This is a genomic window from Roseicyclus salinarum (assembly GCF_029624655.1).
GTDB classification, from domain to species: domain Bacteria; phylum Pseudomonadota; class Alphaproteobacteria; order Rhodobacterales; family Rhodobacteraceae; genus Roseibacterium; species Roseibacterium salinarum.
This window is the reverse complement of the sequence record NZ_JARRSA010000011.1, coordinates 1-19,624: the sequence shown is the minus strand read 5'-3', so window position 1 is coordinate 19,624 and position 19,624 is coordinate 1. Positions and strand designations below refer to the sequence as shown.

Here is a 19,624-nt window from a genome sequence, read left to right as displayed (position 1 = left end):
AACCTCGGGGAAACCACTAAGGATAAAATCCCACCTGCGAGCCAAGCCTCGCACCCCCTGCCAGAAAGGCGGGAGCCACAGATCCGAAGCACTGGAGAACGCTATGTCTTCGATTCACACCAACGCCGCGGCGATGAACGCGCTGTCGACCCTGCGCAACATCAACAGCAACCTCACCGAAACGCAAAGCCGCATCTCGACCGGTTTCAAGGTCCAGTCCGGCAAAGACAACGCCGCCTACTTCGCCATCTCCACGACGATGAAGGGCGACAGCGGGGCCTACCGGGCCATCAACGAGGGCCTGACGCTCACGAAGAACTCGATCGCGACCGCGCGCCTCGGCTCCGAGACGGTCCAGGGCCTCGCGCAGCAGTTCCTCGACAAGGTGGCCTTCGCCCAGGGTGCCGAAGGCGGCCAGACCGAGATCGAGAACGACCTGCTCGAGATCGTCAAGCAGATGGAGACGACCCTCAGCCAGTCGACGTTCAACGGCGACGACATGCTGGGCGCGGCCTCCTACGGCACGGCAGACGTCACGGCGGCTGCCGTCGTCGCGGCCGACGGCACGATCACCCGCGCCACGAACGGCAACGCCGCCGTCGGTGTCGACCGGGACGTCGTGACCGGCATCTCGCGCGCGGGCGGAACCTACGCCACCACGACGATGGCCGTCAGCACGCATGACATGGCCGTGCTCGTCGCGGACTTCAGCGCGCTCGCCACCGGCTTCGCGGCGGCGGCCGACGATGCCACGACCGGCGCGGCATTCCTTGCAGGCGCGCTGGCATCGACGGAAGCCGTGTTCGGCGACGTGACGGACATCGCCACCCAGCTCGGCCAGTCCGAAGCGGCGATCGAGGGCCAGCAGGAGTTCCTCAACAAGCTCGCCGACACCCTCGACGCCGGCGTCGGCGCGATGGTCGACGCGGACATGGAGGAGGAGGCCGCCCGCCTCCAGGCGCTCCAGGTGCAGCAGCAGCTCGCCACCCAGTCGCTGTCCATCGCGAACCAGAATCCGCAGAACGTGCTGAGCCTGTTCCGCTGATCCTCCCCTACGGTAGGGGCCCGGCGTAACGGCCGGGCCCCGCCCCGAGACTCACGACCGGCCGCGGCGGTCCCTGCAGCCGGCCCCGACACGCGCCCGGCGAGAACGCCGGGACCAACGAATGGCAGAAGCTATGAGCATCGCAGCCTACAAGGCCACGATCCGCGAGATCGAAACCCCCCGCAACATCGAGCGCCGCATCTTCGCGCGCATCACCGCAGACCTCGAGGCCCACGCAAGCGCCTACGACGCCGCCGCCTCGAACCTCGACCGCCTCGGCATCCTGTCCGGCGGACTTTCCGCGGCCCTCAACGACAACGTCATGTTCTGGTCCGCGCTGAAGCACGACCTCGCTGAGGCGGGCAACCAGCTTCCCCCCGACCTGCGTGCGAACCTTATCTCACTTGCGCTCTGGGTCGAGCGGCAGACCGCAGTGGTCCTGGGTGGCGAGGCGGGTGTCGCGGCGCTCATCTCGACCAACCGCGCCATCGTGGCCGGCCTCGCGGGCAACGCCCCGCGCCCCGTCGGCGCGGAGGTCTGAACCATGCCCCTCAAGCTCAACCTCAAGCCCGACGAGCGCGTCGTCATAAACGGCTGCGTCATCCGCAACTCGAACCGCCGGCACACGCTCACGATCGAAAGCCAGCGCGCCGACGTGGTGCGCGGCACCGACCTGCTCGATCCCGAGGACGCCGCCACGCCCGTCAGCCGCGTCTACTTCCTCATCCAGACCGCGCTGATCCGCAGCGACCTGCGCGAAAAGCTGCTGCCAACGATCCGGGAACAGCTTGCGGTCCTTGCGACCGTGTTCGGGCCGGGCCACGTGGCGCATATCTTCAAGGCGGCGAACCATGTGAGCCAGGCCGACTTCTACCGCGCCCTCAGCGAGCTGCGTCCGGTGCTGGCGCACGAGAAGATCCTTCTCGCGACGTCCGCGCGACGGGCTGCCGCCGCGCGGGAAGCGCACCTGGCGACGGGAACATGATCCCGCTTTCAGGGCTGAGCTCGCAGCTTGCGCTCAGCCTCGTGGACGCCACGCGCGCCCCCCAGATCGAACGCCTGCGCGATGCGCCGGAACATGCGCGCGGCATCCGCAGCTTCCGCGAGCGCATCGCGGACGTCACCACCGTGGAACAGCTGGTCGAGGATCGGGAGCTCTACGTCTTCGTGATGAGGGCCTTCGACCTCGAGGACCAGATCTTCGGCAAGGCGCTGATCAAGCGGATGCTCGAAAGCGATCCGGCCGATCCCGCCGCTCTCGTGAACCGCCTGACGGACCCGCGTTTCCGCGAGATGCACGACGCGCTGGGCTTCGCGGCCGGGGGCCGGGGCAACCGCGACACGGCGCGGGGCAGCTGGCAGGAAAAGATGGTCGACCGGTATCTGGAGACCGTCTTCATCAACGATCAGGCGGCGCAGAACGCGGCGGTCGGCGCGGCGCTGGAATTCCGTCGCAAGGCCGCCGAGATCGGCAACCCCTTCGACATTCTGAAGGACCGTGACCTTTCGGGCGTCGTGCGTCGTGCGCTGGGCCTGCCGGACGAGATGGCCCGCCTCGACATCGACCGCCAGGCCGATCTGATCAGCTCGCGGCTGGACATCGCGAAGCTGAAGGACCCCGACGAGGTGGAGAAGATCGTGCGCAAGTACATCGTGCTCAGCGACGCGCTCGACCCGTCGCGCGTCGCGCAGAACGCCGCCGTCCAGATGCTGACGGCCAGCGCGCAGGGCCGGTTCGCGCCGGTCCTGTTCGACATCACCGCGATCTCGGGCCTTCCGGCGCGGCCCTACCGTTGAGCGCGGACGGCCCGCGCCGCTTGACCGGGCCGCATCACTCGATCAGCTCCTCTTCCTCCTCGTCGTCGGACGGCAGCCTGATCACCTCGGCGCGGATCAGCTCGCGCGCGTAGTCCACCATCAGGCCCTGCGCCGCGCGCACGTCCCGCGCCCGGACCGGGCCCATCGCGTCCATCTCCTCGACCAGCATGTCCCGCGAGCGGGTGGGCAGCGCCGAAAGGAAGTGATCGCGAAGCTCCTTCGGCGTCCCGCGCAGGGCGAGCGGCACGGTGTTGCCGGGAACGCCGCGCATGATCCGGGCAAGGCCGGGCCCGTCGATGCGGATCATGTCGTCGAAGGTGAACATGCGTTTCTTGATGGCCTGGAAATCATCGGGCGCGCGGTCGGACAAGCGCACCGAGACGTTGTCGAACAGCGCCGGGTCGAGCTTGTTGAAGATGTCGGCCATGCGCTTGTGCGCGATGATGGCGGAGGCGTCGTCGTCGGACTCGAGCAGGTCCTCGCGCAATGCGGATTCAATCTGCTCTACGAGGTGGTTCGGCGGGTCCTCCATGCGCATCATCCGCTCGAGCACGCGCAGCATCTGGTCCTCTTCGAGAAGGGGCAGGACGCGCGCGGCGACCTCGGGCGAAAGACACGACAGGATCGTGGCGACCGTCGCCACCTTCTCGACCGCGAAATGCCGGGCGAGCACCTTCTCGTCCATCTGGTTCAGCCGCTGCCAGATATCGCTTTCCCGCGCCGATGGGCGCACGTCCTGCAGCATGGCGTCGATCTTGTCGTCGGGCAGGAACGCGCCCAGCATCTTGCGTGCCGTCTCGTAGGTGCCAAGCGGCATCCCGCCCGAGGCGACGGTTTCCGCGAACTCGGCAAGCACGTCCTCGGCGACCTCCGCCGGGATCGGGCCGAGGCCCGACATCGCAAGCGTGATGCGCTGGATCTCGCCCTCCTCGAGGCGCTGCATCAGCTCCGAACCGCGCTGCTCGCCGAGGCAGAGAAACAGGATCGCGACCTTCTCGGGGCCCGAAAGCCGCGGACCGGTGAGCGGGGCATCGCGTCCGGTGGAGCTGTAGCGTATCGTCATTCTGGACTCCTTGAGGCGGGCGCTAGGGCAGGGCGAAGGGCGCGTAGCTTTCGATGAGGCTGCCGGCCAGCATGTACCAGCCGTCGATCAGCACGAAGAAGATGATCTTGAACGGCAGCGAGATCAGGACGGGGGGCAGCATCATCATGCCGGCGCTCATCAGGATCGACGCCACGATGAGATCGATGGCGAGGAATGGCAGGAAGACCAGGAAGCCGATCGTGAAGGCGCGGCGCAGCTCCGAGATCATGAAGGCGGGGATCAGCGCGCGCCACGACGCCTCCTCGGGGGTCTGGGGAAGGGGGGCGGCCTCGGTGCCGTCCGAGCGCGCGGCGATGTCGTGGAACAGCTCGATGTCCTTGGGGCGGGTGTTGGCGAACATGAACACCCGGAACGGTTCGCCGATGCGCGCGATGGCCTGCTCCTCGGTGATGCTGTTCTCGATCAGCGGCTGAACGCCGCCTTCCCACGCATCCTCGAAGACCGGTTGCATGACGAAGAACGTCATGAACAGCGCCATGCTCGTCAGCACGATGTTGGGCGGTGTCTGGTTCAGCCCCAGCGCCGAGCGGAGGATGGCGAAGACGATGACGAAGCGGGTGAAGCTCGTCATCATCACCAGAAGGCCGGGCGCCACGCTGAGGATCGTGGTCAGCGCGATGAGCTGGATGATCCGCCCGCTCAGCGTCGCGCGTTCGTCCGACCCGTCGGGCGCATCCCCAAGGGCGCCCGCGAGGTCGTTCAGAAGCCCGCCCGCATCCTGCGCGGGGGCCTGCGCCGGCACTGCGAGGCACGCGAGCGCAACCCCGAGAAACAGGCCAAGTCGCAGGCAGTGCTGCCATTGCGCGTTAGGGGTGGGACGGTATTCCATGTCGCGCCGGTCAGACCTCTGCCATCGACCCGCGCATGAGTTCGGTCAGCGTCACGCCGATCCGATCCCCCGCGAGCTTCACGAGGGTGCCGCGCGCCACCAGCATGTCGTTCACAACGACCTCGACCGGTTCGCCGATCTGGCGGTCGAGCTGCAGGACCGATCCTCGCCCGAGCCTCAGAAGCTCCGCGATCGGCATCCGCGCGTGGCCCAGCACGATCTGGACATCCATCCTGACGTCCATCATCGCCTCGATCCCCCGGCTGGTGCGCTGGTCGCCGCCGGCCACGGTCTCCGGGTCCGCAGCGATCTCCTCGAACAGGGCGCCCGCCGATGCGGCGGGGCCGTCCCCGGCCCCTGCGGGCGGCGGCTCGGCGGGCGGCTGCGCGCCCGAGCGTCCCTTGACAGTCTTCGATCCTGCGTCGTCAGCCATGCGCCAGTCTCCCGTCTGCGATCCCTTCGGCCGGCAGCGGACGCGTGCGGTGGAGCGCGTCCAGCACCTGCTCCGCGATCCGGCCGAAACTGTATTCCATCACGCCGTTGTCCCACTCGACCCGCGCGTCGCCGTCGGCGAGGGCCGGGTCCGCCGCCAGCTCGACCTTCGTGCCCTCGTCGCGCTCGAGGATCGCCTTCTCGATCGCGGCCCCGTGCAGGTCGAGCACGGCGCGGGACAGGAAGATGCGGATCCTGGGGCTGCCGATCGCGAGCGACAGGCAGCGTTTCACCTCTGCCGCGGCCCGGTCCACCGAGCGCGTCCTGAGAAGTTCGGGAATGAGCCGCTCGCAGGTGGCGATGGCGAAGTCGAGCATCTGGCATTCCAGCGCGGCGCGATGGCCGGCGGCGTCGCGGCAGAACGTCTCGACCTGTCCGGCGATGGCGAGCAGGGCGTCCTGGCGTTCCTGCGCGCGCGCGGCCCCGGCCTCGGCCTCCGCCTCGGTCCTGCCGCGGCTGCGGCCCGCCTCGAAGCCCTCGGCACGGGCCAGTCTCTCGGCCGCGCGAAGGTCGTCCTCCGTGAACATCGGGCGGGCCGCGCAGGGCGCTTGCCTCGGCTCGCCATCCCGCTCGACGTCGAAGTTTCTGTCGAAGATGTAGGTCATCACCGTCCTCTCAAGCCTTTGCCGCCAGCCAGCCCTTGACCGTCCTGAGCGTTTCCTCGGGGCGCTGCGCGGCAAGGGCGCCCGCCCGCTCGATCTGCCGCCGCGACACGCCGCCCACCACGGACGCGACGCGCAGCGTCTCACCGTCCGTCTCGTCGGCCGACAGAAGCAGGCCCGAGGCCGCGCCCTGCGGCCCCGCGATCTGCGGCCGCTCGCTGTCATGCCCCTCGACCGCAAGCGGCGTCCTGCCGTCTGGCCCCGTCAGCGCCTTCGCGTCCTGCTGCGCGATCAGAAGCTTCATCGCGGGCCGCAGCCCCAGCGCCAGAACGGCGGCGACAAGCGCGAGCGCGAAGAGGCCGCGAAGCACGGTTGGCAGGTTGTCCGCCGCGAGTTCGGCAAGCGAGGCGCCGACGGGCGCGCCGATGTCGGACGCGACGTCCACGAACTGAAGGCTGTCGACCGAGACCGTGTCGCCGCGTTCGGAGTTGAAGCCCACAGCGGCCTTCACAAGCTCGGAAAGCCGGTCGAGTTCCGCCTGCTCGCGCGGCGTGAAGACGATGTCGCCGTTCGCGTCCTCGCCGTAGACGCCATCGACCAGCACGGCGACCGACACGCGCTCGACCGCGCCCGGTTCCGAAACCGTTTCCGTCCGGGTGGAGCCGATCTCGTAATTCACGATCTCGTCGGCGCGCTCGGTCTCGTTGAGCCCGCCCGCCGAGAGGGGCTCGCCGAAATCGCCGGGAAGGTTGCCGGCGACGCCGACCTCCTGCTCGCCCGGCTGCTGGTCGCGCGCCGATTCCTCGCGCGTTTCGGTCGATCGGACCACCTGCCCCTCGGGGTCGAACTCCTCCAGCAGCGTGACCTGCCGCACGGTGGACAGATCGACGTTGACCTGCACGCGCGCATTGCCGGAACCGACGCGGGCGTTGAGGATGCTCATCACGTTCGCGGCCATGCGCTCTTCCAGCTCGGCCTTGCGCGACTGCAGTATCGAGCCGGGCGTCTCCTGCCCGTCCTCGGCCAGGATCGTCTCGCCGGTCGCCGAGAGGACGGTGATCCGCTCGGGCGAAAGGTCCGGAACGGCCGAGGCGACGAGCGCGCGGATGGCCACCGCCTGGCGCAGCGAGACGCTGTCGCCCCGGCGGCTGCGGATGATGACCGAGGCGGAGGGCTCGGGCCGGCTGCGCGAGAAGGCCTCGCGTTCGGGAAGCACGAGGTGCACGCGCGCGGCCTCGATCCCGTCGATGGTCTGGATCGAGCGCGCCAGCTCGCCCTCGAGGGCCCGCAACCGGTTCACCTGCTGCAGGAAGGTGTTCATGCCGAGCCCGCTGCCGTTGTCGAACAGCTCCCATCCTGGCGAGCCCTCCGAGGGCAGCCCGGCATCGGCCAGCACCATCCGCGCCCGAGCGATGTCCTCGCGCGGGACGCTCACCACCGAGCCGTCCGGCGACAGCTGCACCCGGAAGCCCGATTGCTCCAGCGAACTCACCACGCGCGAGGCACTGCCCGGCGAAAGCTCGGTGTAGAGCGGCGAGAAGGACGGCGAAAGCGCGATGCTGAGGCCGAAGAACACGGTCGCCGTCAACAGCACGCCGACCCCGCCGAGCGCGAGCAGTCTCGTGCGGCCGAGGGCCTTCAGATTTTCGACGATTGCCTTCACGCGCCCTTACCATGCGATGATTACAAGGATAGATTGGGTGTATATACGAATACCTCCAGCATAATTGCAAGTTTATTCTTGCAATTCTTGTATTGTCGAGTAGATTTTCGATGAAGGATTTTGGTGTGCAGCCCATGAGCAAGGAACAGGACATGGCAGGGGAGCCGTCGGCGACCTCCGGGCGCAAGCGGCGGCGCGTGATCGCCGGGCTGGCCGTGGTCGGCGTGGTGGCCGTCGCGGCGGGCGCCTTCCTGGCCTTCGGCGGCCTTGCGGGACGCACGCAGGTCGCCGAACCGGAACACGCGGCGACCGATGCTGCGCATGGCGGGGACGAGGCCGCGCCGCAGGAGCCGCAGGAGGCCCTTGTGGTCGCGCCCCTCGACGAGATCATCGTGAACATCGCCGCCATGACCGCTTCCGGGCGGCAGACGCAACGGTTCCTGAAGCTGAACGTCGCGCTCGTCTACGACAGCCTCGCCGAGGGCGCCGACCGGCTTGCCGAGCGCCAGCCCTACATCCGGGATGCCTACGTGGACTACCTCCGGCTTCTGAGCGAACGCGACCTCAGCGGCTCGGCGGGGCTTGCACGGCTTCGCTCGGACCTGCTCCATCGGGCGCGCACGCTGGCCGAGACCGACGCCCCCCGCGAAGTGCTCGTCGTCGACCTGGTGATCCAATGAGGGGGGCGGCGAAACCGTCGGACGCGGCAGGCCGGCAGGCCGTCGAGGAGCTGATGATTCGCGCCGCGGAGGGTCAGCCCGCGCGGCTCGGGCGGCTCGACGACGCCTTGGCGGCCTTCGCGAAGGGCGTGGGCCGGACCCTTGCGGAGTTCAGCGGCGCGGACGTGGTCCCGGCGGCCGCCGACATCAGATACGTCACCAGCGAGGAGGCCCGCGGGGTCGCGTCCGGCATCATCGCCTCGGCCGAGGCGCGCCCCTGGACCGGCGCGTTCTTCGTGGGCATCGAAAGGCCCCTGATGGCGGTGTTCCTCGGCAGGATCCTCGGGGACGAGCCCGAGGATGCCGACACGGACAGGCCGCTCACGCCGATCGAGCGGCGCATCGCGCTTCGGCTGCTGGACCGGGCGGTCGGAGCGCTGTCGGCCGAGCTGGCGTCGCTTCGCAAGGTCACTGGACACGCCCTGGAGTTGAAGCACGAGGTTGCGGCCGCCGATCTCGGTGCGGCGGGCGATCGCTGCGTGGTGGCCGTGGTGCCGCTCGAGGCAGGCGGCGCCACTGGCGCACTTCACGTGATCCTGCCGTTCTCGCTGTTCGGGCCCGACCTCGACATGCTGGCGCGCCCCGTGCGCCCGCGCGCCGTTCCCGAGGCCACCGGGTGGCGCGAGGAGCTGTCGACCATGATCGCCTGCGCACAGATCAAGGTGACGGCGATCATCGGGGAGGGCGAGGTCCGCCTCGGCGACGCGCTGGCATGGAAGCTCGGCGAGACCCTCGACCTCGGCATCGACGCCACGCAGCCCGCAAGCATCGCCTGCAGCGGCAGGACCATCTTCCGCGGCGAGGCCGGCAGGCGTGCCAACGGCGCGATGGCGCTGCAGATCACGGAAGAACTTGAGACAGGGGAGTTCAAGGGCCGATGACGCTTCTTATCGACACGATCATTCTTGTTTTACTTGGTGGAACAGTTGGTTACGCCGTGATCTTGCATCGCCGCCTCAGCAATCTCATGGCCGCGCTGGATGGCCTGCGCCCAGTGGTCGAGACGTTCTCGGCCGCGGTGGATCGCACCGAGGGCTCGGTGAAGACCTTGCGCTCCGTGGCCCAGGACATGACGCCCGCGCGCCATGCGGTCCCGGGCGGCTGGCGTAACGTCCCCGAGCCGCAGGACGCTGCCCTGCAGGAGATGCGCGCCAGCGCGATGCTGCGGATGCCCGCGAAGATGGACCTGATCCGGAACTTCTTCGACGACGCGCGGAAACATCACGCATGACGCATCCGGTCCGCCTTCCCCTGATGCTTGCCGCGGTCGCGCTGGGCGCAGGCCCGTGCCTCGCCGGGGGCGTTCAGCCCGCGAAGGGCGCGCTTCCGCCCTACACGGCCACGAAACAGTCGCAGACGCCGCCCATGTGCAGCACGTCCGAGGACGTCTTCGCTTCGATCGCCGAGGAACGGGCCCTTCTGGAGGAGCAGCAGGCGGACCTTGCCGCGCGGCGCGCCGCGCTCGACCTCGCGCGCGGCCAACTCGAGGCCGAGGCCGAGCAGCTTGCCGAGGTGCGCAACCGCGTGGAGGCCCTTCTGGAGCAGGTCGAGGCGGCGCGGACCGCCGACCTTCAGCGCCTCGTGAACCTCTACCGGAACATGAAGCCCGACGAAGCGGCCGCCATCATGGACGATCTCGACATGGAGGTGACGTTCATGATCCTCGCCACCATGTCCGAGCGCGATGCCGCGCCGATCCTCGCGCAACTTGACCCGATGCGCGCGCGCGCCCTCTCGCGGATCATCCTCGAACGCTCGCAATTGCCCGGTGACCAGAACGTTTCGAACCTGCGCCTGCGCTGACTGGCCTGCATATTTCGAACCTCAATTGATCGTATCGAGCAGTCATTTCCGACCTAAAATTTCCATAATCCGGCATTGGCCCACAAGGCGGCGCGCCATTACGTGTCGGTGCGCAGGCGCGAGCCCTCCGGCGGCTGCCGGTCGAGGTTGCGCCCCAGATCCATGACGTAGCCGATGATCTCGGCGACCGCCTGCCAGTGCTCGACTGGCACCTGCGCGTCCACGTCGACCGTCGCGTGCAGGGCGCGGGCGAGGGGGCGGTTCTCGACGATGGGGACCTCCGCCTCCCGCGCGAGCTCGCGGATCTTCGCGGCGACGAGGTCGGTCCCCTTGGCGACGCAGACGGGCGACGCGTCGCGGCCAAGCTCGTAGCGCAGCGCCACCGCGAAATGCGTGGGGTTGGTGATGACGACTGTGGCCGTGGGCACCGCCGTCGCGATCCGTTGCCGCGCTCGCTGCCGCCGGATGCCGGCGCGTTTGGCCTTGATGAAGGGGTCGCCCTCGCTGTCCTTGTGTTCGTCGCGCATCTCCTTGAGGGACATGCGCTGCTTCTTGAGCCACTGGGCGCGCTTCCAGATCACGTCCGCAACCGCGATGGCGGCCAGCACGGAGCCCGAGGCCAGCAGGATGCGCGCGGCCGCGTCGCCGGAATAGCCCAGCATCTGCCCCGGAAGGAAACCCGGCGCCCGCCACATCGCCGTCAGGGCCGCGCCCCCGATCCACGCGGCGATGCCCGCGACGACGGCGACCTTCGCGAGGTTCTTGATGAATTCGACCAGGGTGTCTGTCGAGAACATCCTCTTCAGACCGGCCAAGGGGGAGATCTTCGAGAGTTTCGGCCTCAGCCGCTCGGCGGCGACGACCGTCTCGCCCTGCACGAGGACCCCGAAGAGCGCCGCGAAGACCATGACCGCCATGACGGGCGCGAGAATGGAGGCGACGCCCGTCACCAGCATGTCCGACACCGCGCCGAGGTCGCTCAGGCCCGCTCGTCCCGTGCCGACATGGATCGAGCCCGCATTCGCGATGAGCCCCGAAAGGACGCCTGCCATGTCCGGCATGACGGCGGGGGCGAGGTAGAAGACGATCGCGAAAAGGGACAGCACGCTCATCGCCGTGGAGGGCTCGCGCGAGCTCGGGACGTCGCCCTTGGTCCGCGCCTTTCGCAGCTTCTGTTCGGATGCGTCCTCGGTCTTGCTGCTTTCGTCTTCCTGGTCCGACATCGCCCGCCCTCAGAACGCCAGCCGGCCGAGCCAGTCGGCGAAGGCCTGCAGGAAGCCGCCGAATAGCGCGGGCCCGCTGACGGCAAGCACCAGAAGACCCGCCGCGATGAGCACGGGCACCGCCACGAAGAAGACCGGCAGCGTCGGCATCATCTTGTTGGCGAGCCCGAGCCCGAGGTTGAGCAACAGGCCCATGATGTAGAACGGCGCGGTGATCGTGACCCCGATCCAGAAGCTCATCGCAGCCGCCCGGACCATCTGCTGCGCGAGATCGCCGGGCATTATCAGGCCGACCGGAAAGACGTCGTAGCTCATCATGAGGGCGGCGATGATGAGGTGGTGCAAGTCGGTCGCGAAGATCAGCGCGACACCGGCCATGAGAAGCCCGGTGGCGACCATGGTGGAGCCCTCGAACGAGCCCAGCTGCGGCCCGAAGGCGTTGGCGAGCCCCGCCACGATGCCGATCTGGTAGCCCGCGAACTGCAGCGCGGACAGAAGGACCCGCGCGGTCAGTCCGATCCACAGGCCGATCGTGATCTCGATCCCGAGCACCGCGAGAAACGCGAGCGGCCCGTCGGGCGATACTCCGTCCACGGGCGTCGCCGGGCGAAGGGCCGCCGAAAGCGCCAAGGCGAACAGAAGCCGCGCGCGCACCGGCACGGCCTGCTCGCCGAAGCCCGGCATGAAGACGAGGGTCGCCCCGAGGCGCGCGAAGACCAGCGCGAAGCCAAGGAACTGCGCGGTCAGAAAGACGGTCAGGTCCATGTCAGGCTCCGATGCGCGCGACGGTCTTGAGCGTCGCCTTGCGGTGGATCTCGCCGTGCGAGACGACCTGGGTGGCGGGGCTGACGCGCTCGAGCATGGAGCGCACGAAGCTCCGGACCTCGGGGCTCACCATGATCGCGGGCCATTCGTCCTTCTGCGCGAAGCGCTGGATCTCCTGCCGCGCCTCGAGCACGAATTCCTGCACCCGCTGCGGCGACATGACGAGCGTCCGCTCGTCGCCGTTCATGCGCACGGCCTCCGAGAATTCCCGCTCCCACGACGGCCCGAGCGCGATGACCGACACGAAGCCCTGCGCGTCCGAAAGCGCCTTGCAGATCTGGTTCGACAGCCTCTGGCGCACATGGTTCGTGACCTGCGCCACGTCGGTCGTCCTGCGCGCGGCCTCGGCGGTCGCCTCGACGATGGACGGCAGGTTGCGGATCGACACCCTTTCGGAAAGGAGCGTCTGGAGGACCTGCTGCAAAAGGATCACCGGCTGGCCGCCCGGAATCTCCGAGGCGAGCTTCTGGTAGTCGCGGTCGAGACCGTCGATCAGCGCCTTCGTCGCCCCGTAGGTCAGCAGTTCGGGCATGTGTTCCTTGACCACCTCGGTCAGGTGCGTGGTGATGACGCTTTCGGGGTCCACGACCGTCAGGCCGCGCTCTTCCGCGGCGTCCACCGCGCCGCGGTCGATCCAGAGGACATCCAGCCCGAAGGTCGGATCCCTGCCGCGCTCTCCGGCCAGGTGCGCCGTCTCCTCGCCCGAGGCGATGACCATCATTCCGGTCGGCCGCACCTCGCCGCGCGCGACCTCGACGCCGTGCACCAGAACCGCGTAGGCATTTGCCTGAAGGCTGGCGTCGTCGGTGATCCGGACGGAGGGCAGCACGAAGCCGAAGTCGCGGATGAAAAGTTTGCGCAGGCTCTTGACCTTCGCCGGCAGCGCCGCGTCGGGCCGGTCGACCATCGGCACCAGCGCCGCGCCCACGTCGAGGCGGATCTCGTCGAGCTTCATGGTCTCCGACAGGTTCTCGTCCGCGGCGCCGGCGTCGTCCTCCACCGCCCGCGCGCGGGCCTCCTCGTTCTGCCGCGTCGCCGTGGCGCTGCGCTGCAGGACGAAGCCGAGCGTGGCCATAAGCGCCGCGAGGAGGCCGAAGATCGAGATTGGAAAGCCCGGCAGAAGCGCTATGCCGAACAGGAGCGCGGCGGCCATGTAGAGCGCCTTGGGATAGCCGCCCAGCTGCGCCAGCACCGCCTCGTTCGTCGCGCCCTCGGTGCCGCCCTTGGTCACGATGATGCCCGCCGCGAGCGACACCAGCAGCGCCGGGATCTGCGTGACGAGGCCGTCGCCGATCGTCAGGATCGTGTAGACGTTGGCGGCCTCGCCGATGGTCAGGCCATGTTGCAGGACGCCGATCAGGATGCCGCCCACGAGGTTGATCAGCGTGATGATGATGCCCGCGACCGCGTCGCCGCGCACGAACTTCGAGGCGCCGTCCATCGAACCGAAGAAGCTGGTCTCGTCTTCGAGCTCCTTGCGGCGGCGCTTGGCCTCGGCCTCGTCCACGAGCCCCGCGCCGAGGTCCGCGTCGATCGCCATCTGCTTGCCCGGCATGGCATCGAGCGCGAAGCGCGCGGACACCTCGGCGATGCGGGTCGAGCCCTTGGAGATCACCACGAAGTTGATCACGACGAGGATCGTGAAGACGATGATCCCGATCACGAAATTCCCCGTCGCGATGAAGCGGGAGAAGCCCTCGATCACGTCGCCGGCGGCGTTGGTGCCGGTGTGACCCTCGGCGAGGATGAGCCGGGTGGATGCCACGTTCAGCGACAGCCGCAGCATCGTGACCACCAGAAGCAGGGTGGGGAAACTGTTGAATTCCAGCGGCCTCGGCACCCACAGGGCCACCATCAGGATCAGTGCCGAGAACGACAGAGACATGGCGAGCCCGAGGTCGAGCAGGATCGACGGCAGCGGCACGAAAAGGACCGCAAGCACCATCGCCACGCCGACGGCGAAGGCCACGTCGCGGTTGCCGTTGCCTGCCGCGAGGATGGCGGAGACGCTTGAGACCTTCGCGCTCACGGGGCATCCCCCGAGGGCTGGGCCCGGAACACCGGGAGGACCGGTTGCAGGTCCTGCCGGCTGTAGAGGCTGCGCCGCTCCGCACCCGTCCCCTGCGAGAGGGAGGCCGCCCAGAACCCGCCCTCGAGCGGGGGCAGGGCGGGCGCCGCCGGGCGGGAGGGCGCGCGTCCCGGCGCGCGCGAGGCGAGCGCGGCGAACTCGTCGGCGCGCTGGTTCGCGACGGCCACGTTGCGACGGAGCGACGAAAGGTAGACCGCGCGCCTGTCGGGCGTGAACGAATGGTAGGAGCCGGCGGCGGTCTCCCAGTCTCCGGTGCGCAGGTAGAGGTCGCGCAGGAAGCGGGCGGCGTAGTCGGCGTTGATGCCGGCGTCGAACCCGTTGGCGAGCGTCTCGAAGGCGTCGGGATGCCAGCGCAGGTTGATCTGCAGGCAGCCCACGTCGATCGACCGCACCCCTGCCGCCAGCCGGTCGCGCACCCAGGCCATCGCGGCGTCGCGGCTGTCGAAGAGGCGGCCCTCGCCCGCCGCGTTCACGGCCCAGGGCCAGACCGTGAGCCTTCCGTCACGCCGCGTTCCCGCCTCCTGCAGGCCGATGCCCAGAAGGAGGTTTCCGGGGATGCCGTGACGTTCCTGTGCGTCGAGGATCGCCCGAAGGCAGATGCCCGCCTCGCCCGGTGCCGCCTGCATGACGTCCGCGCGGTCCGTCCTTGCCGCGGCGGCGCGCACCGTGCCCTCCGCGGGCCCGGACGGCGCGTAGAAGCCCGCCCAGCCGTCCGCCAGGAGCGGCGCGGCGGCGGTGGCCATCGTCAGGGCGAGGGCGAGGGCCGCGCGCGTCACAGGTTGCCCGCGGCGATGAGGTCGAAGACCGTCTCCGACAGCCGCGCGAGGGTGCCGTACATAAAGGGGGCGGAGGCGACGAGCCCAACGAAGATCGCCGCGATCTTCGGCACGAAGGTCAGTGTCATCTCCTGGATCTGCGTCAGCGCCTGGAAGAAGGCGATGCCGAGGCCGATCACGGTCGCGATCACGAGCACGGGTCCGGACGCGATCAGGATCACCCAGATCGTTTCGGAAAAGATCGCGTAGGCGTCGGCTTCGGTCATGGTGAACTCCGCTCCTCGCGCCGCCGATCAGATCGGCATTCGAAGGACTTCCTGGTAGGCCTGCACCAGCTTGTCGCGCATGGAGACGGCGATCCTGAGGGTCGTCTCCAGTTCGAGCGTCGCCTCGACAACGGATTGCGTGTCCATCTCGCCCCGCAGCCCTGCCGCCGCGACCCCTTCGGCCGTGCGGGCGGTATTCACCGCGCCTGCGGTCACGTCGCGCAGCATGTCCGAAAAGGTCTCCCCGCCCGAGGCGGAGGGCTCGCGTGCCGCCGTCGACAGCGACTGGCTGCTCCGGTAGGCGCCCTGGATTGCCGCCGTGGAGACGACGGAACTGATGTCGGTCATCGCGCGCGGCCCTATTTCAGAAGGTCGAGCATCTGGCGCCGCATCGTCCGGGCCGCCTCGTACATGTTCATGTTGGCCTCGTAGCTGCGCGCCGCCTCGCGCATGTTGTTCATCTCGAGGATCGCACTGACGTTGGGCGTGCGGACGTAGCCTTCCTCGTTCGCGGCCGGGTGGGCCGGGTCATAGCGAAGCGGGAAGTCCGAGGCGTCCCGCCCGATGTCCTCCACCTGGACCATTGACGCGCCGGACTCGCGGTCGAGCAGCTCGGCGAAGGTGATCGTCTTGCGGCGGTATGGCTCTTCGGTCGGGGTGTTGCCGGTCGAATTCGCGTTCGCCACGTTCTCGGCCGTCACCTTGAGGCGATGGCTCTGGGCGAGCATTCCACTTGCGGCGATGGAGGAAATCGATCTGAGCGGATCCATGCGGGGGGCTCCTTACCGGTTGCCGGAAACGGAAAGCTGAAGGAACTCGTGACCCTTCCGGTAGAGCGTGGCGGCAAGCTGGTAGCTGCCGCTCAGCTCGCTCGAACGGATCGCCTGCTGTTCGAGGACGACCGTGTTGCCGTCGAGGCTGGTGCTCCAGGCGTCGGGGTCCTCGATCGACCGGACGCTGCCGGCCGTGTCCGTGCCCGCGATGTGGCGCGGGTCCGTGACCGAAAGGCCTGCGGCGCGCGCGCCCGACAGCATCTCGTCGAAGCCCGTGGTCGTCCGCGCGCTGAAGCCCGGCGTGTCGGCATTGGCCACGTTTTCGGCCACGACCCTCTGGCTCTCACCGAGCCAGCTCAGCCGCTGGGACGCAAGATTGAAGAAGGAGACGCCAGAGAGATTCAAGTTACTTTCCTTTCGTTGCAAGAACAGTTACCATGAATAGTATGACCAGAAAAGCGGTTTATTCATGAAGACCATCTTTTCCGACCTGACGCAGGCCGCCCGCGAGGCGGCGGGCACACGCATCGCGGGCGAGGTGAAGGCCGTGTCGGGCCTGACGCTCACCGTGTCGGGCCTCGGGCGGATGCTCGGCATAGGGCAGCGCTGCAGGGTGCATGGCCGGCAGGGGGCGGTGCTGGGGGAAGTCGTCGGGCTGGACGACGGCGGCTCCCATGTCCTGCCCTTCGGCGTCTGGCGCGGCGTCGCGGCGGGCGACGTGGTCGAGGCCGTGGAGGGCGACGACACGATCCGCCCCAATGCGTATTGGCTGGGACGCGTGATCGACGGGCTCGGCCGGCCGCTAGACGGCAAGGGTCGGCTTGCCGACGGCCCCGCGCCGAGGCCGGTGCGGGCCGCCCCGCCCGCCGCCTTCGCGCGCCGCCGCGTCGGCCCGCGCATCGAGACGGGGGTCAAGGCCTTCGACATCTTCACCCCGCTCTGCCGGGGGCAGCGCATGGGCGTCTTCGCGGGGTCGGGCGTGGGCAAGTCCAGCCTTCTGGCCATGCTGGCCCGGCGCGCGCAGGCCGACGTGATCGTCATCGGCCTCGTGGGCGAGCGCGGCCGCGAGGTTCAGGACTTCATCGAGGCCGACCTCGGCCCCGAGGGCCTTGCGCGGTCGGTCCTCGTGGTCTCGACCGGTGACGAGCCGCCCCTCCTTCGGCGTCAGGCGGCCTGGACGGCGACCGCCGTGGCCGAAGAGTTCCGCGATGCCGGCCTGCACGTCCTGCTCCTGATGGACAGCGTCACGCGCTTCGCGCTCGCGCAGCGCGAGATCGGCCTCGCGGCGGGCGAACCCCCTGCGCAGCGCGGCTTCCCGCCCACGACTTTCGCGGAGCTTCCGCAGCTTCTGGAGCGGGCTGGCCCCGGCGCCGCGGGACAGGGCGACATCACCGCGATCTACACCGTGCTGGTCGAGGGTGACGACATGAACGACCCCGTCGCGGACACGGTGCGCGGCATCCTCGACGGGCATGTCGTCCTCGACCGGTCCACCGCCGAGAGAGGGCGCTATCCCGCCATCGACCTGCAACGCAGCGTGTCGCGGATGCTGCCCGGCTGTCACAGCGATCACGAGAACGCGCTTCTGCGCGCGGCGCGCCTCAGCCTCGCGCGCCATGGCGACATGGAGGATCTGATCCGCCTTGGCGCCTACAAGCCCGGCTCCGATCCCGAGATCGACCGCGCGATCCGGCTCGCCGATCCGCTGGGCCGCGCGCTCACGCAGGGCAGGGGCGATCACGCGCCGACAGCGGCGGCCTTCCTGGAACTCGAAGACCTCCTGAAGGCATCGGGGATCGAGATCTGACGGGCGGCGTTCCCGGTCGGACGACCCGGACCGCATCAATGCGGGAAGGAATGAAATTGCGCCAGGACGGAATGCGGATATACGCCTGTGCATGAAAAACCTCGACTGGAACCTTTTGCGGGCCTTTCACGCGACCGTGGCTGAGGGCTCTCTGTCGGCGGCGGCGCTGCGGATCGGCCTGACGCAACCCACGCTGTCGCGACAGGTCGCGGCGCTCGAGGCCGACCTCGGCGTGGCGCTTTTCGACCGTGTCGGGCGGCAGCTCGTGCTGACCGGGGTCGGCCGCAAGCTGTTCGAGATGACCGAGACGATGGCCGACACGGCCGCGGCCCTTGCCCTGACCGCGAAGGGCCAGGAGGCGGAGATCGGCGGCCATGTGAGCGTTTCGGCCACCGACAGCTTCTCGCAGCATGTCCTGCCCGAAATCGTCGAGCGGGTGCGCGCGACGCTGCCGCAGGTCACCGTGTCGGTCGTCGTCGCCAACGCGCTCAGCGATCTGCATCGCGGAGAGGCCGACATCGCGATCCGCCATGCCCCGCCGGTCCGCGAGGGGCTCGTCGGCCATCATGTCCGCGACAGCGAGGTCTTCTTCTACGCCTCGGCGGACTGGGTCGCGCGCAACGGCCGGCCCGAGACGTTCTCGGACCTCGAGCCCTCGGCGCTGATCGGCTTCGACGACCTCGATCTCTACGCCCGCTACCTGCGGGGGCTCGGCATCGAGGTCGCGGCGGGCGATTTCCGGCTGGCCTCGGAATCGTCGGTGGTGATCTGGGAAATGGTCACGCGAGGGATGGGCGTCGCGCCGATGCACCGCGAGATCGCCGACCGCACGCCGGGGGTGGTCCGGCTGTTTCCCGATGCGCCGCCGATCCGCGCCCCGATCTGGATCGTGATCCACGAGCGTCTGCAGACGAGCCCGAGGATCATGCTGGTCAGGGACATCCTTCACGACATGCTGGCCGCGATGGGCGGGCCGTCCCCCGTCAGCGGCGGCGCGCGACGATGAAGGGCCGGTCGTCGTTTCCGCGCCCGGCGTGGTTCTCGACCGTCAGCACCTCGAACCCGGCATCGGAGATGCGTGCCCGCAGTTCACCGGCGTCGAAGACCGTCACGAAGGGCGCCCTGCCGACGGCGCGCATCGCAGGCAGCACGGCCCAGCGGATGAGCGGGCTCATGTCGCCGACGCACGGGGTCTTCGAGACGAACAGGCCGTCGGGCCCCAGCATGTCCCGGACATGGCGAAGCGTCGCGTCGAGGTCGCGGACGAGGTGCAGGACGTTGAACGCCAGGACGGCATCCGCCGCGGGCGCGCCGCGTGACAGGTCCGCCGCGGTCGCGACCCGGAACTCGATCCCATCGACGGGGGCCGCGGCGAGCCTGTCCTGCGCGATCGCGATCATGGTCGGCGAGATGTCGGTGGCGAGATAGCTTCGCACGGCCCCGCCGAGCGTCATGGCCGTCGATCCCGTCCCGCATCCAAGCTCGACCACCCGGTCGCCAGCCCGCAGCAGGTCCCCCGTCCGGCCGAGTGTGCGCGCATAGCCCGCCTGATCCGCGACGGCCGCGCCCACATACTTGCGCGCGGTCCGATCCCAGAACCCGGCATCCGTCGTTTCGTTCATGTCAGCACCTCCTTGCCCGGTCTCAGGCCACGGCGGTCCCTAGCATATGCGAAATTTCGGTAAATTGGCGAAATCGGCATGAGCCACATGCGCTGGAGAATGAAATGCCCCACCAGCCCGCGCCGCGCGGCGGGGTTTGCGGAGGCGCGAGATCGGGCATACCCTGC

At 68.9% G+C, this 19,624-nt stretch carries 24 protein-coding genes; 10 read left to right on the top strand and 14 right to left on the bottom strand.

What is annotated here, in order from left to right; translation table 11 throughout:
• Positions 1-103: 103 nt before the first annotated feature.
• The 4 genes from P6F26_RS09310 to P6F26_RS09295 all read left to right on the top strand — a co-directional run bounded on the left by P6F26_RS09310 (position 104) and on the right by P6F26_RS09295 (position 2,842).
• Positions 104-1,045 (top strand): flagellin, encoded by a 942-nt coding sequence (locus P6F26_RS09310; RefSeq protein WP_278028410.1) that lies wholly within the window; start codon positions 104-106, stop codon positions 1,043-1,045.
• A gap of 121 nt (positions 1,046-1,166) precedes the next feature.
• Entirely contained in the window at positions 1,167-1,586 is a 420-nt protein-coding gene (locus P6F26_RS09305) for a flagellar biosynthesis regulator FlaF (protein ID WP_278028409.1), read from the top strand.
• 3 nt (positions 1,587-1,589) lie between these two features.
• Positions 1,590-2,030, top strand: coding sequence for a flagellar biosynthesis repressor FlbT (locus P6F26_RS09300; protein WP_278028408.1), 441 nt, complete (start codon positions 1,590-1,592; stop codon positions 2,028-2,030).
• Positions 2,027-2,842: a DUF1217 domain-containing protein gene (locus tag P6F26_RS09295; RefSeq protein WP_278028407.1), complete on the top strand. Its 816-nt coding sequence runs from the start codon at positions 2,027-2,029 to the stop codon at positions 2,840-2,842. Before P6F26_RS09300 ends, P6F26_RS09295 begins: the two co-directional genes overlap by 4 nt.
• A 34-nt stretch (positions 2,843-2,876) precedes the next feature.
• Here P6F26_RS09295 and P6F26_RS09290 read toward each other — a convergent pair whose 3' ends face one another.
• From P6F26_RS09290 to fliF, 5 genes are read right to left on the bottom strand one after another with little or no spacing between them, the layout of a single operon-like run.
• Positions 2,877-3,926 (bottom strand): flagellar motor switch protein FliG, encoded by a 1,050-nt coding sequence (locus P6F26_RS09290; RefSeq protein ID WP_278028406.1) that lies wholly within the window; start codon positions 3,924-3,926, stop codon positions 2,877-2,879.
• 22 nt (positions 3,927-3,948) lie between these two features.
• The gene (fliP, locus tag P6F26_RS09285) at positions 3,949-4,797 is read right to left on the bottom strand and encodes a flagellar type III secretion system pore protein FliP (RefSeq protein ID WP_278028405.1); all 849 of its coding nucleotides are present in this window, start codon (positions 4,795-4,797) and stop codon (positions 3,949-3,951) included.
• Positions 4,798-4,807: 10 nt separating this feature from the next.
• The gene (locus P6F26_RS09280) at positions 4,808-5,230 is read right to left on the bottom strand and encodes a FliM/FliN family flagellar motor switch protein (RefSeq protein ID WP_278028404.1); all 423 of its coding nucleotides are present in this window, start codon (positions 5,228-5,230) and stop codon (positions 4,808-4,810) included.
• Entirely contained in the window at positions 5,223-5,894 is a 672-nt protein-coding gene (locus tag P6F26_RS09275; RefSeq protein WP_278028403.1) for a FliH/SctL family protein, read from the bottom strand. Before P6F26_RS09275 ends, P6F26_RS09280 begins: the two co-directional genes overlap by 8 nt.
• Before the next feature lie 10 nt (positions 5,895-5,904).
• A complete protein-coding gene (fliF, locus tag P6F26_RS09270; protein WP_278028402.1) occupies positions 5,905-7,554 on the bottom strand; it encodes a flagellar basal-body MS-ring/collar protein FliF in 1,650 nt (549 codons plus the stop codon).
• Between the two features lie 134 nt (positions 7,555-7,688).
• Between fliF and P6F26_RS09265 the strand changes: the two genes are divergently transcribed.
• The 4 genes from P6F26_RS09265 to P6F26_RS09250 are packed head-to-tail and all read left to right on the top strand — an operon-like array spanning position 7,689 to position 10,076.
• Entirely contained in the window at positions 7,689-8,234 is a 546-nt protein-coding gene (locus P6F26_RS09265; RefSeq protein ID WP_278028401.1) for a flagellar basal body-associated FliL family protein, read from the top strand.
• 53 nt (positions 8,235-8,287) lie between these two features.
• On the top strand, positions 8,288-9,154 hold the full coding sequence (locus P6F26_RS09260; protein WP_278028400.1) for a FliM/FliN family flagellar motor switch protein: 867 nt from the start codon (positions 8,288-8,290) through the stop codon (positions 9,152-9,154).
• The gene (locus tag P6F26_RS09255) at positions 9,151-9,504 is read left to right on the top strand and encodes a hypothetical protein (RefSeq protein ID WP_278028399.1); all 354 of its coding nucleotides are present in this window, start codon (positions 9,151-9,153) and stop codon (positions 9,502-9,504) included. Before P6F26_RS09260 ends, P6F26_RS09255 begins: the two co-directional genes overlap by 4 nt.
• On the top strand, positions 9,501-10,076 hold the full coding sequence (locus tag P6F26_RS09250) for a MotE family protein (protein WP_278028398.1): 576 nt from the start codon (positions 9,501-9,503) through the stop codon (positions 10,074-10,076). The genes P6F26_RS09255 and P6F26_RS09250 overlap by 4 nt, the downstream gene beginning before the upstream one ends.
• Positions 10,077-10,174: 98 nt before the next feature.
• Here the strand turns inward: P6F26_RS09250 and P6F26_RS09245 are convergent, their stop codons facing one another.
• From P6F26_RS09245 to P6F26_RS09210, 8 genes are all read right to left on the bottom strand, one after another.
• Positions 10,175-11,299: an EscU/YscU/HrcU family type III secretion system export apparatus switch protein gene (locus P6F26_RS09245; protein ID WP_278028397.1), complete on the bottom strand. Its 1,125-nt coding sequence runs from the start codon at positions 11,297-11,299 to the stop codon at positions 10,175-10,177.
• Between the two features lie 9 nt (positions 11,300-11,308).
• Positions 11,309-12,064: a flagellar biosynthetic protein FliR gene (locus P6F26_RS09240; protein ID WP_278028396.1), complete on the bottom strand. Its 756-nt coding sequence runs from the start codon at positions 12,062-12,064 to the stop codon at positions 11,309-11,311.
• A 1-nt stretch (position 12,065) separates the two neighbouring features.
• Entirely contained in the window at positions 12,066-14,069 is a 2,004-nt protein-coding gene (gene flhA / locus P6F26_RS09235; RefSeq protein WP_430736737.1) for a flagellar biosynthesis protein FlhA, read from the bottom strand.
• A gap of 80 nt (positions 14,070-14,149) precedes the next feature.
• Positions 14,150-14,989 carry a lysozyme family protein gene (locus P6F26_RS09230; RefSeq protein WP_278028394.1) on the bottom strand — a complete coding sequence of 280 codons (840 nt, stop codon included), beginning with the start codon at positions 14,987-14,989 and terminating at the stop codon, positions 14,150-14,152.
• A complete protein-coding gene (locus P6F26_RS09225) occupies positions 14,986-15,255 on the bottom strand; it encodes a flagellar biosynthetic protein FliQ (RefSeq protein WP_278028393.1) in 270 nt (89 codons plus the stop codon). Before P6F26_RS09225 ends, P6F26_RS09230 begins: the two co-directional genes overlap by 4 nt.
• A 27-nt stretch (positions 15,256-15,282) precedes the next feature.
• Positions 15,283-15,603 carry a flagellar hook-basal body complex protein FliE gene (gene fliE, locus P6F26_RS09220; RefSeq protein WP_278028392.1) on the bottom strand — a complete coding sequence of 107 codons (321 nt, stop codon included), beginning with the start codon at positions 15,601-15,603 and terminating at the stop codon, positions 15,283-15,285.
• Positions 15,604-15,614: 11 nt separating this feature from the next.
• Positions 15,615-16,025, bottom strand: a complete 411-nt coding sequence (gene flgC / locus P6F26_RS09215) for a flagellar basal body rod protein FlgC (protein WP_278028391.1) — start codon at positions 16,023-16,025, stop codon at positions 15,615-15,617.
• A gap of 12 nt (positions 16,026-16,037) precedes the next feature.
• A complete protein-coding gene (locus P6F26_RS09210) occupies positions 16,038-16,433 on the bottom strand; it encodes a flagellar basal body rod protein FlgB (RefSeq protein ID WP_278028390.1) in 396 nt (131 codons plus the stop codon).
• 64 nt (positions 16,434-16,497) lie between these two features.
• On the opposite strand from P6F26_RS09210, the gene P6F26_RS09205 reads away from it, so the two are divergent.
• Positions 16,498-17,835 carry a FliI/YscN family ATPase gene (locus P6F26_RS09205; protein WP_278028389.1) on the top strand — a complete coding sequence of 446 codons (1,338 nt, stop codon included), beginning with the start codon at positions 16,498-16,500 and terminating at the stop codon, positions 17,833-17,835.
• A 91-nt stretch (positions 17,836-17,926) separates the two neighbouring features.
• Positions 17,927-18,841 (top strand): LysR family transcriptional regulator, encoded by a 915-nt coding sequence (locus P6F26_RS09200; RefSeq protein ID WP_278028388.1) that lies wholly within the window; start codon positions 17,927-17,929, stop codon positions 18,839-18,841.
• Here the strand turns inward: P6F26_RS09200 and P6F26_RS09195 are convergent.
• On the bottom strand, positions 18,819-19,457 hold the full coding sequence (locus P6F26_RS09195; protein WP_278028387.1) for a class I SAM-dependent methyltransferase: 639 nt from the start codon (positions 19,455-19,457) through the stop codon (positions 18,819-18,821). The genes P6F26_RS09200 and P6F26_RS09195 overlap by 23 nt on opposite strands.
• Positions 19,458-19,624: the final 167 nt, after the last annotated feature.

Bases quoted from the DNA above. Each gene is read 5' to 3' on its own strand.
- P6F26_RS09310 (WP_278028410.1), top strand. From the start codon at position 104: ATGTCTTCGATTCACACCAACGCCGCGGCGATGAACGCGCTGTCGACC.
- P6F26_RS09305 (WP_278028409.1), top strand. From the start codon at position 1,167: ATGGCAGAAGCTATGAGCATCGCAGCCTACAAGGCCACGATCCGCGAG.
- P6F26_RS09300 (WP_278028408.1), top strand. From the start codon at position 1,590: ATGCCCCTCAAGCTCAACCTCAAGCCCGACGAGCGCGTCGTCATAAAC.
- P6F26_RS09295 (WP_278028407.1), top strand. From the start codon at position 2,027: ATGATCCCGCTTTCAGGGCTGAGCTCGCAGCTTGCGCTCAGCCTCGTG.
- P6F26_RS09290 (WP_278028406.1), bottom strand. From the start codon at position 3,926: ATGACGATACGCTACAGCTCCACCGGACGCGATGCCCCGCTCACCGGT.
- fliP (WP_278028405.1), bottom strand. From the start codon at position 4,797: ATGGAATACCGTCCCACCCCTAACGCGCAATGGCAGCACTGCCTGCGA.
- P6F26_RS09280 (WP_278028404.1), bottom strand. From the start codon at position 5,230: ATGGCTGACGACGCAGGATCGAAGACTGTCAAGGGACGCTCGGGCGCG.
- P6F26_RS09275 (WP_278028403.1), bottom strand. From the start codon at position 5,894: ATGACCTACATCTTCGACAGAAACTTCGACGTCGAGCGGGATGGCGAG.
- P6F26_RS09265 (WP_278028401.1), top strand. From the start codon at position 7,689: ATGAGCAAGGAACAGGACATGGCAGGGGAGCCGTCGGCGACCTCCGGG.
- P6F26_RS09260 (WP_278028400.1), top strand. From the start codon at position 8,288: ATGATTCGCGCCGCGGAGGGTCAGCCCGCGCGGCTCGGGCGGCTCGAC.
- P6F26_RS09255 (WP_278028399.1), top strand. From the start codon at position 9,151: ATGACGCTTCTTATCGACACGATCATTCTTGTTTTACTTGGTGGAACA.
- P6F26_RS09250 (WP_278028398.1), top strand. From the start codon at position 9,501: ATGACGCATCCGGTCCGCCTTCCCCTGATGCTTGCCGCGGTCGCGCTG.
- P6F26_RS09245 (WP_278028397.1), bottom strand. From the start codon at position 11,299: ATGTCGGACCAGGAAGACGAAAGCAGCAAGACCGAGGACGCATCCGAA.
- P6F26_RS09240 (WP_278028396.1), bottom strand. From the start codon at position 12,064: ATGGACCTGACCGTCTTTCTGACCGCGCAGTTCCTTGGCTTCGCGCTG.
- flhA (WP_430736737.1), bottom strand. From the start codon at position 14,069: ATGGTGCTTGCGGTCCTTTTCGTGCCGCTGCCGTCGATCCTGCTCGAC.
- P6F26_RS09225 (WP_278028393.1), bottom strand. From the start codon at position 15,255: ATGACCGAAGCCGACGCCTACGCGATCTTTTCCGAAACGATCTGGGTG.
- fliE (WP_278028392.1), bottom strand. From the start codon at position 15,603: ATGACCGACATCAGTTCCGTCGTCTCCACGGCGGCAATCCAGGGCGCC.
- flgC (WP_278028391.1), bottom strand. From the start codon at position 16,025: ATGGATCCGCTCAGATCGATTTCCTCCATCGCCGCAAGTGGAATGCTC.
- P6F26_RS09205 (WP_278028389.1), top strand. From the start codon at position 16,498: ATGAAGACCATCTTTTCCGACCTGACGCAGGCCGCCCGCGAGGCGGCG.
- P6F26_RS09200 (WP_278028388.1), top strand. From the start codon at position 17,927: ATGAAAAACCTCGACTGGAACCTTTTGCGGGCCTTTCACGCGACCGTG.
- P6F26_RS09195 (WP_278028387.1), bottom strand. From the start codon at position 19,457: ATGAACGAAACGACGGATGCCGGGTTCTGGGATCGGACCGCGCGCAAG.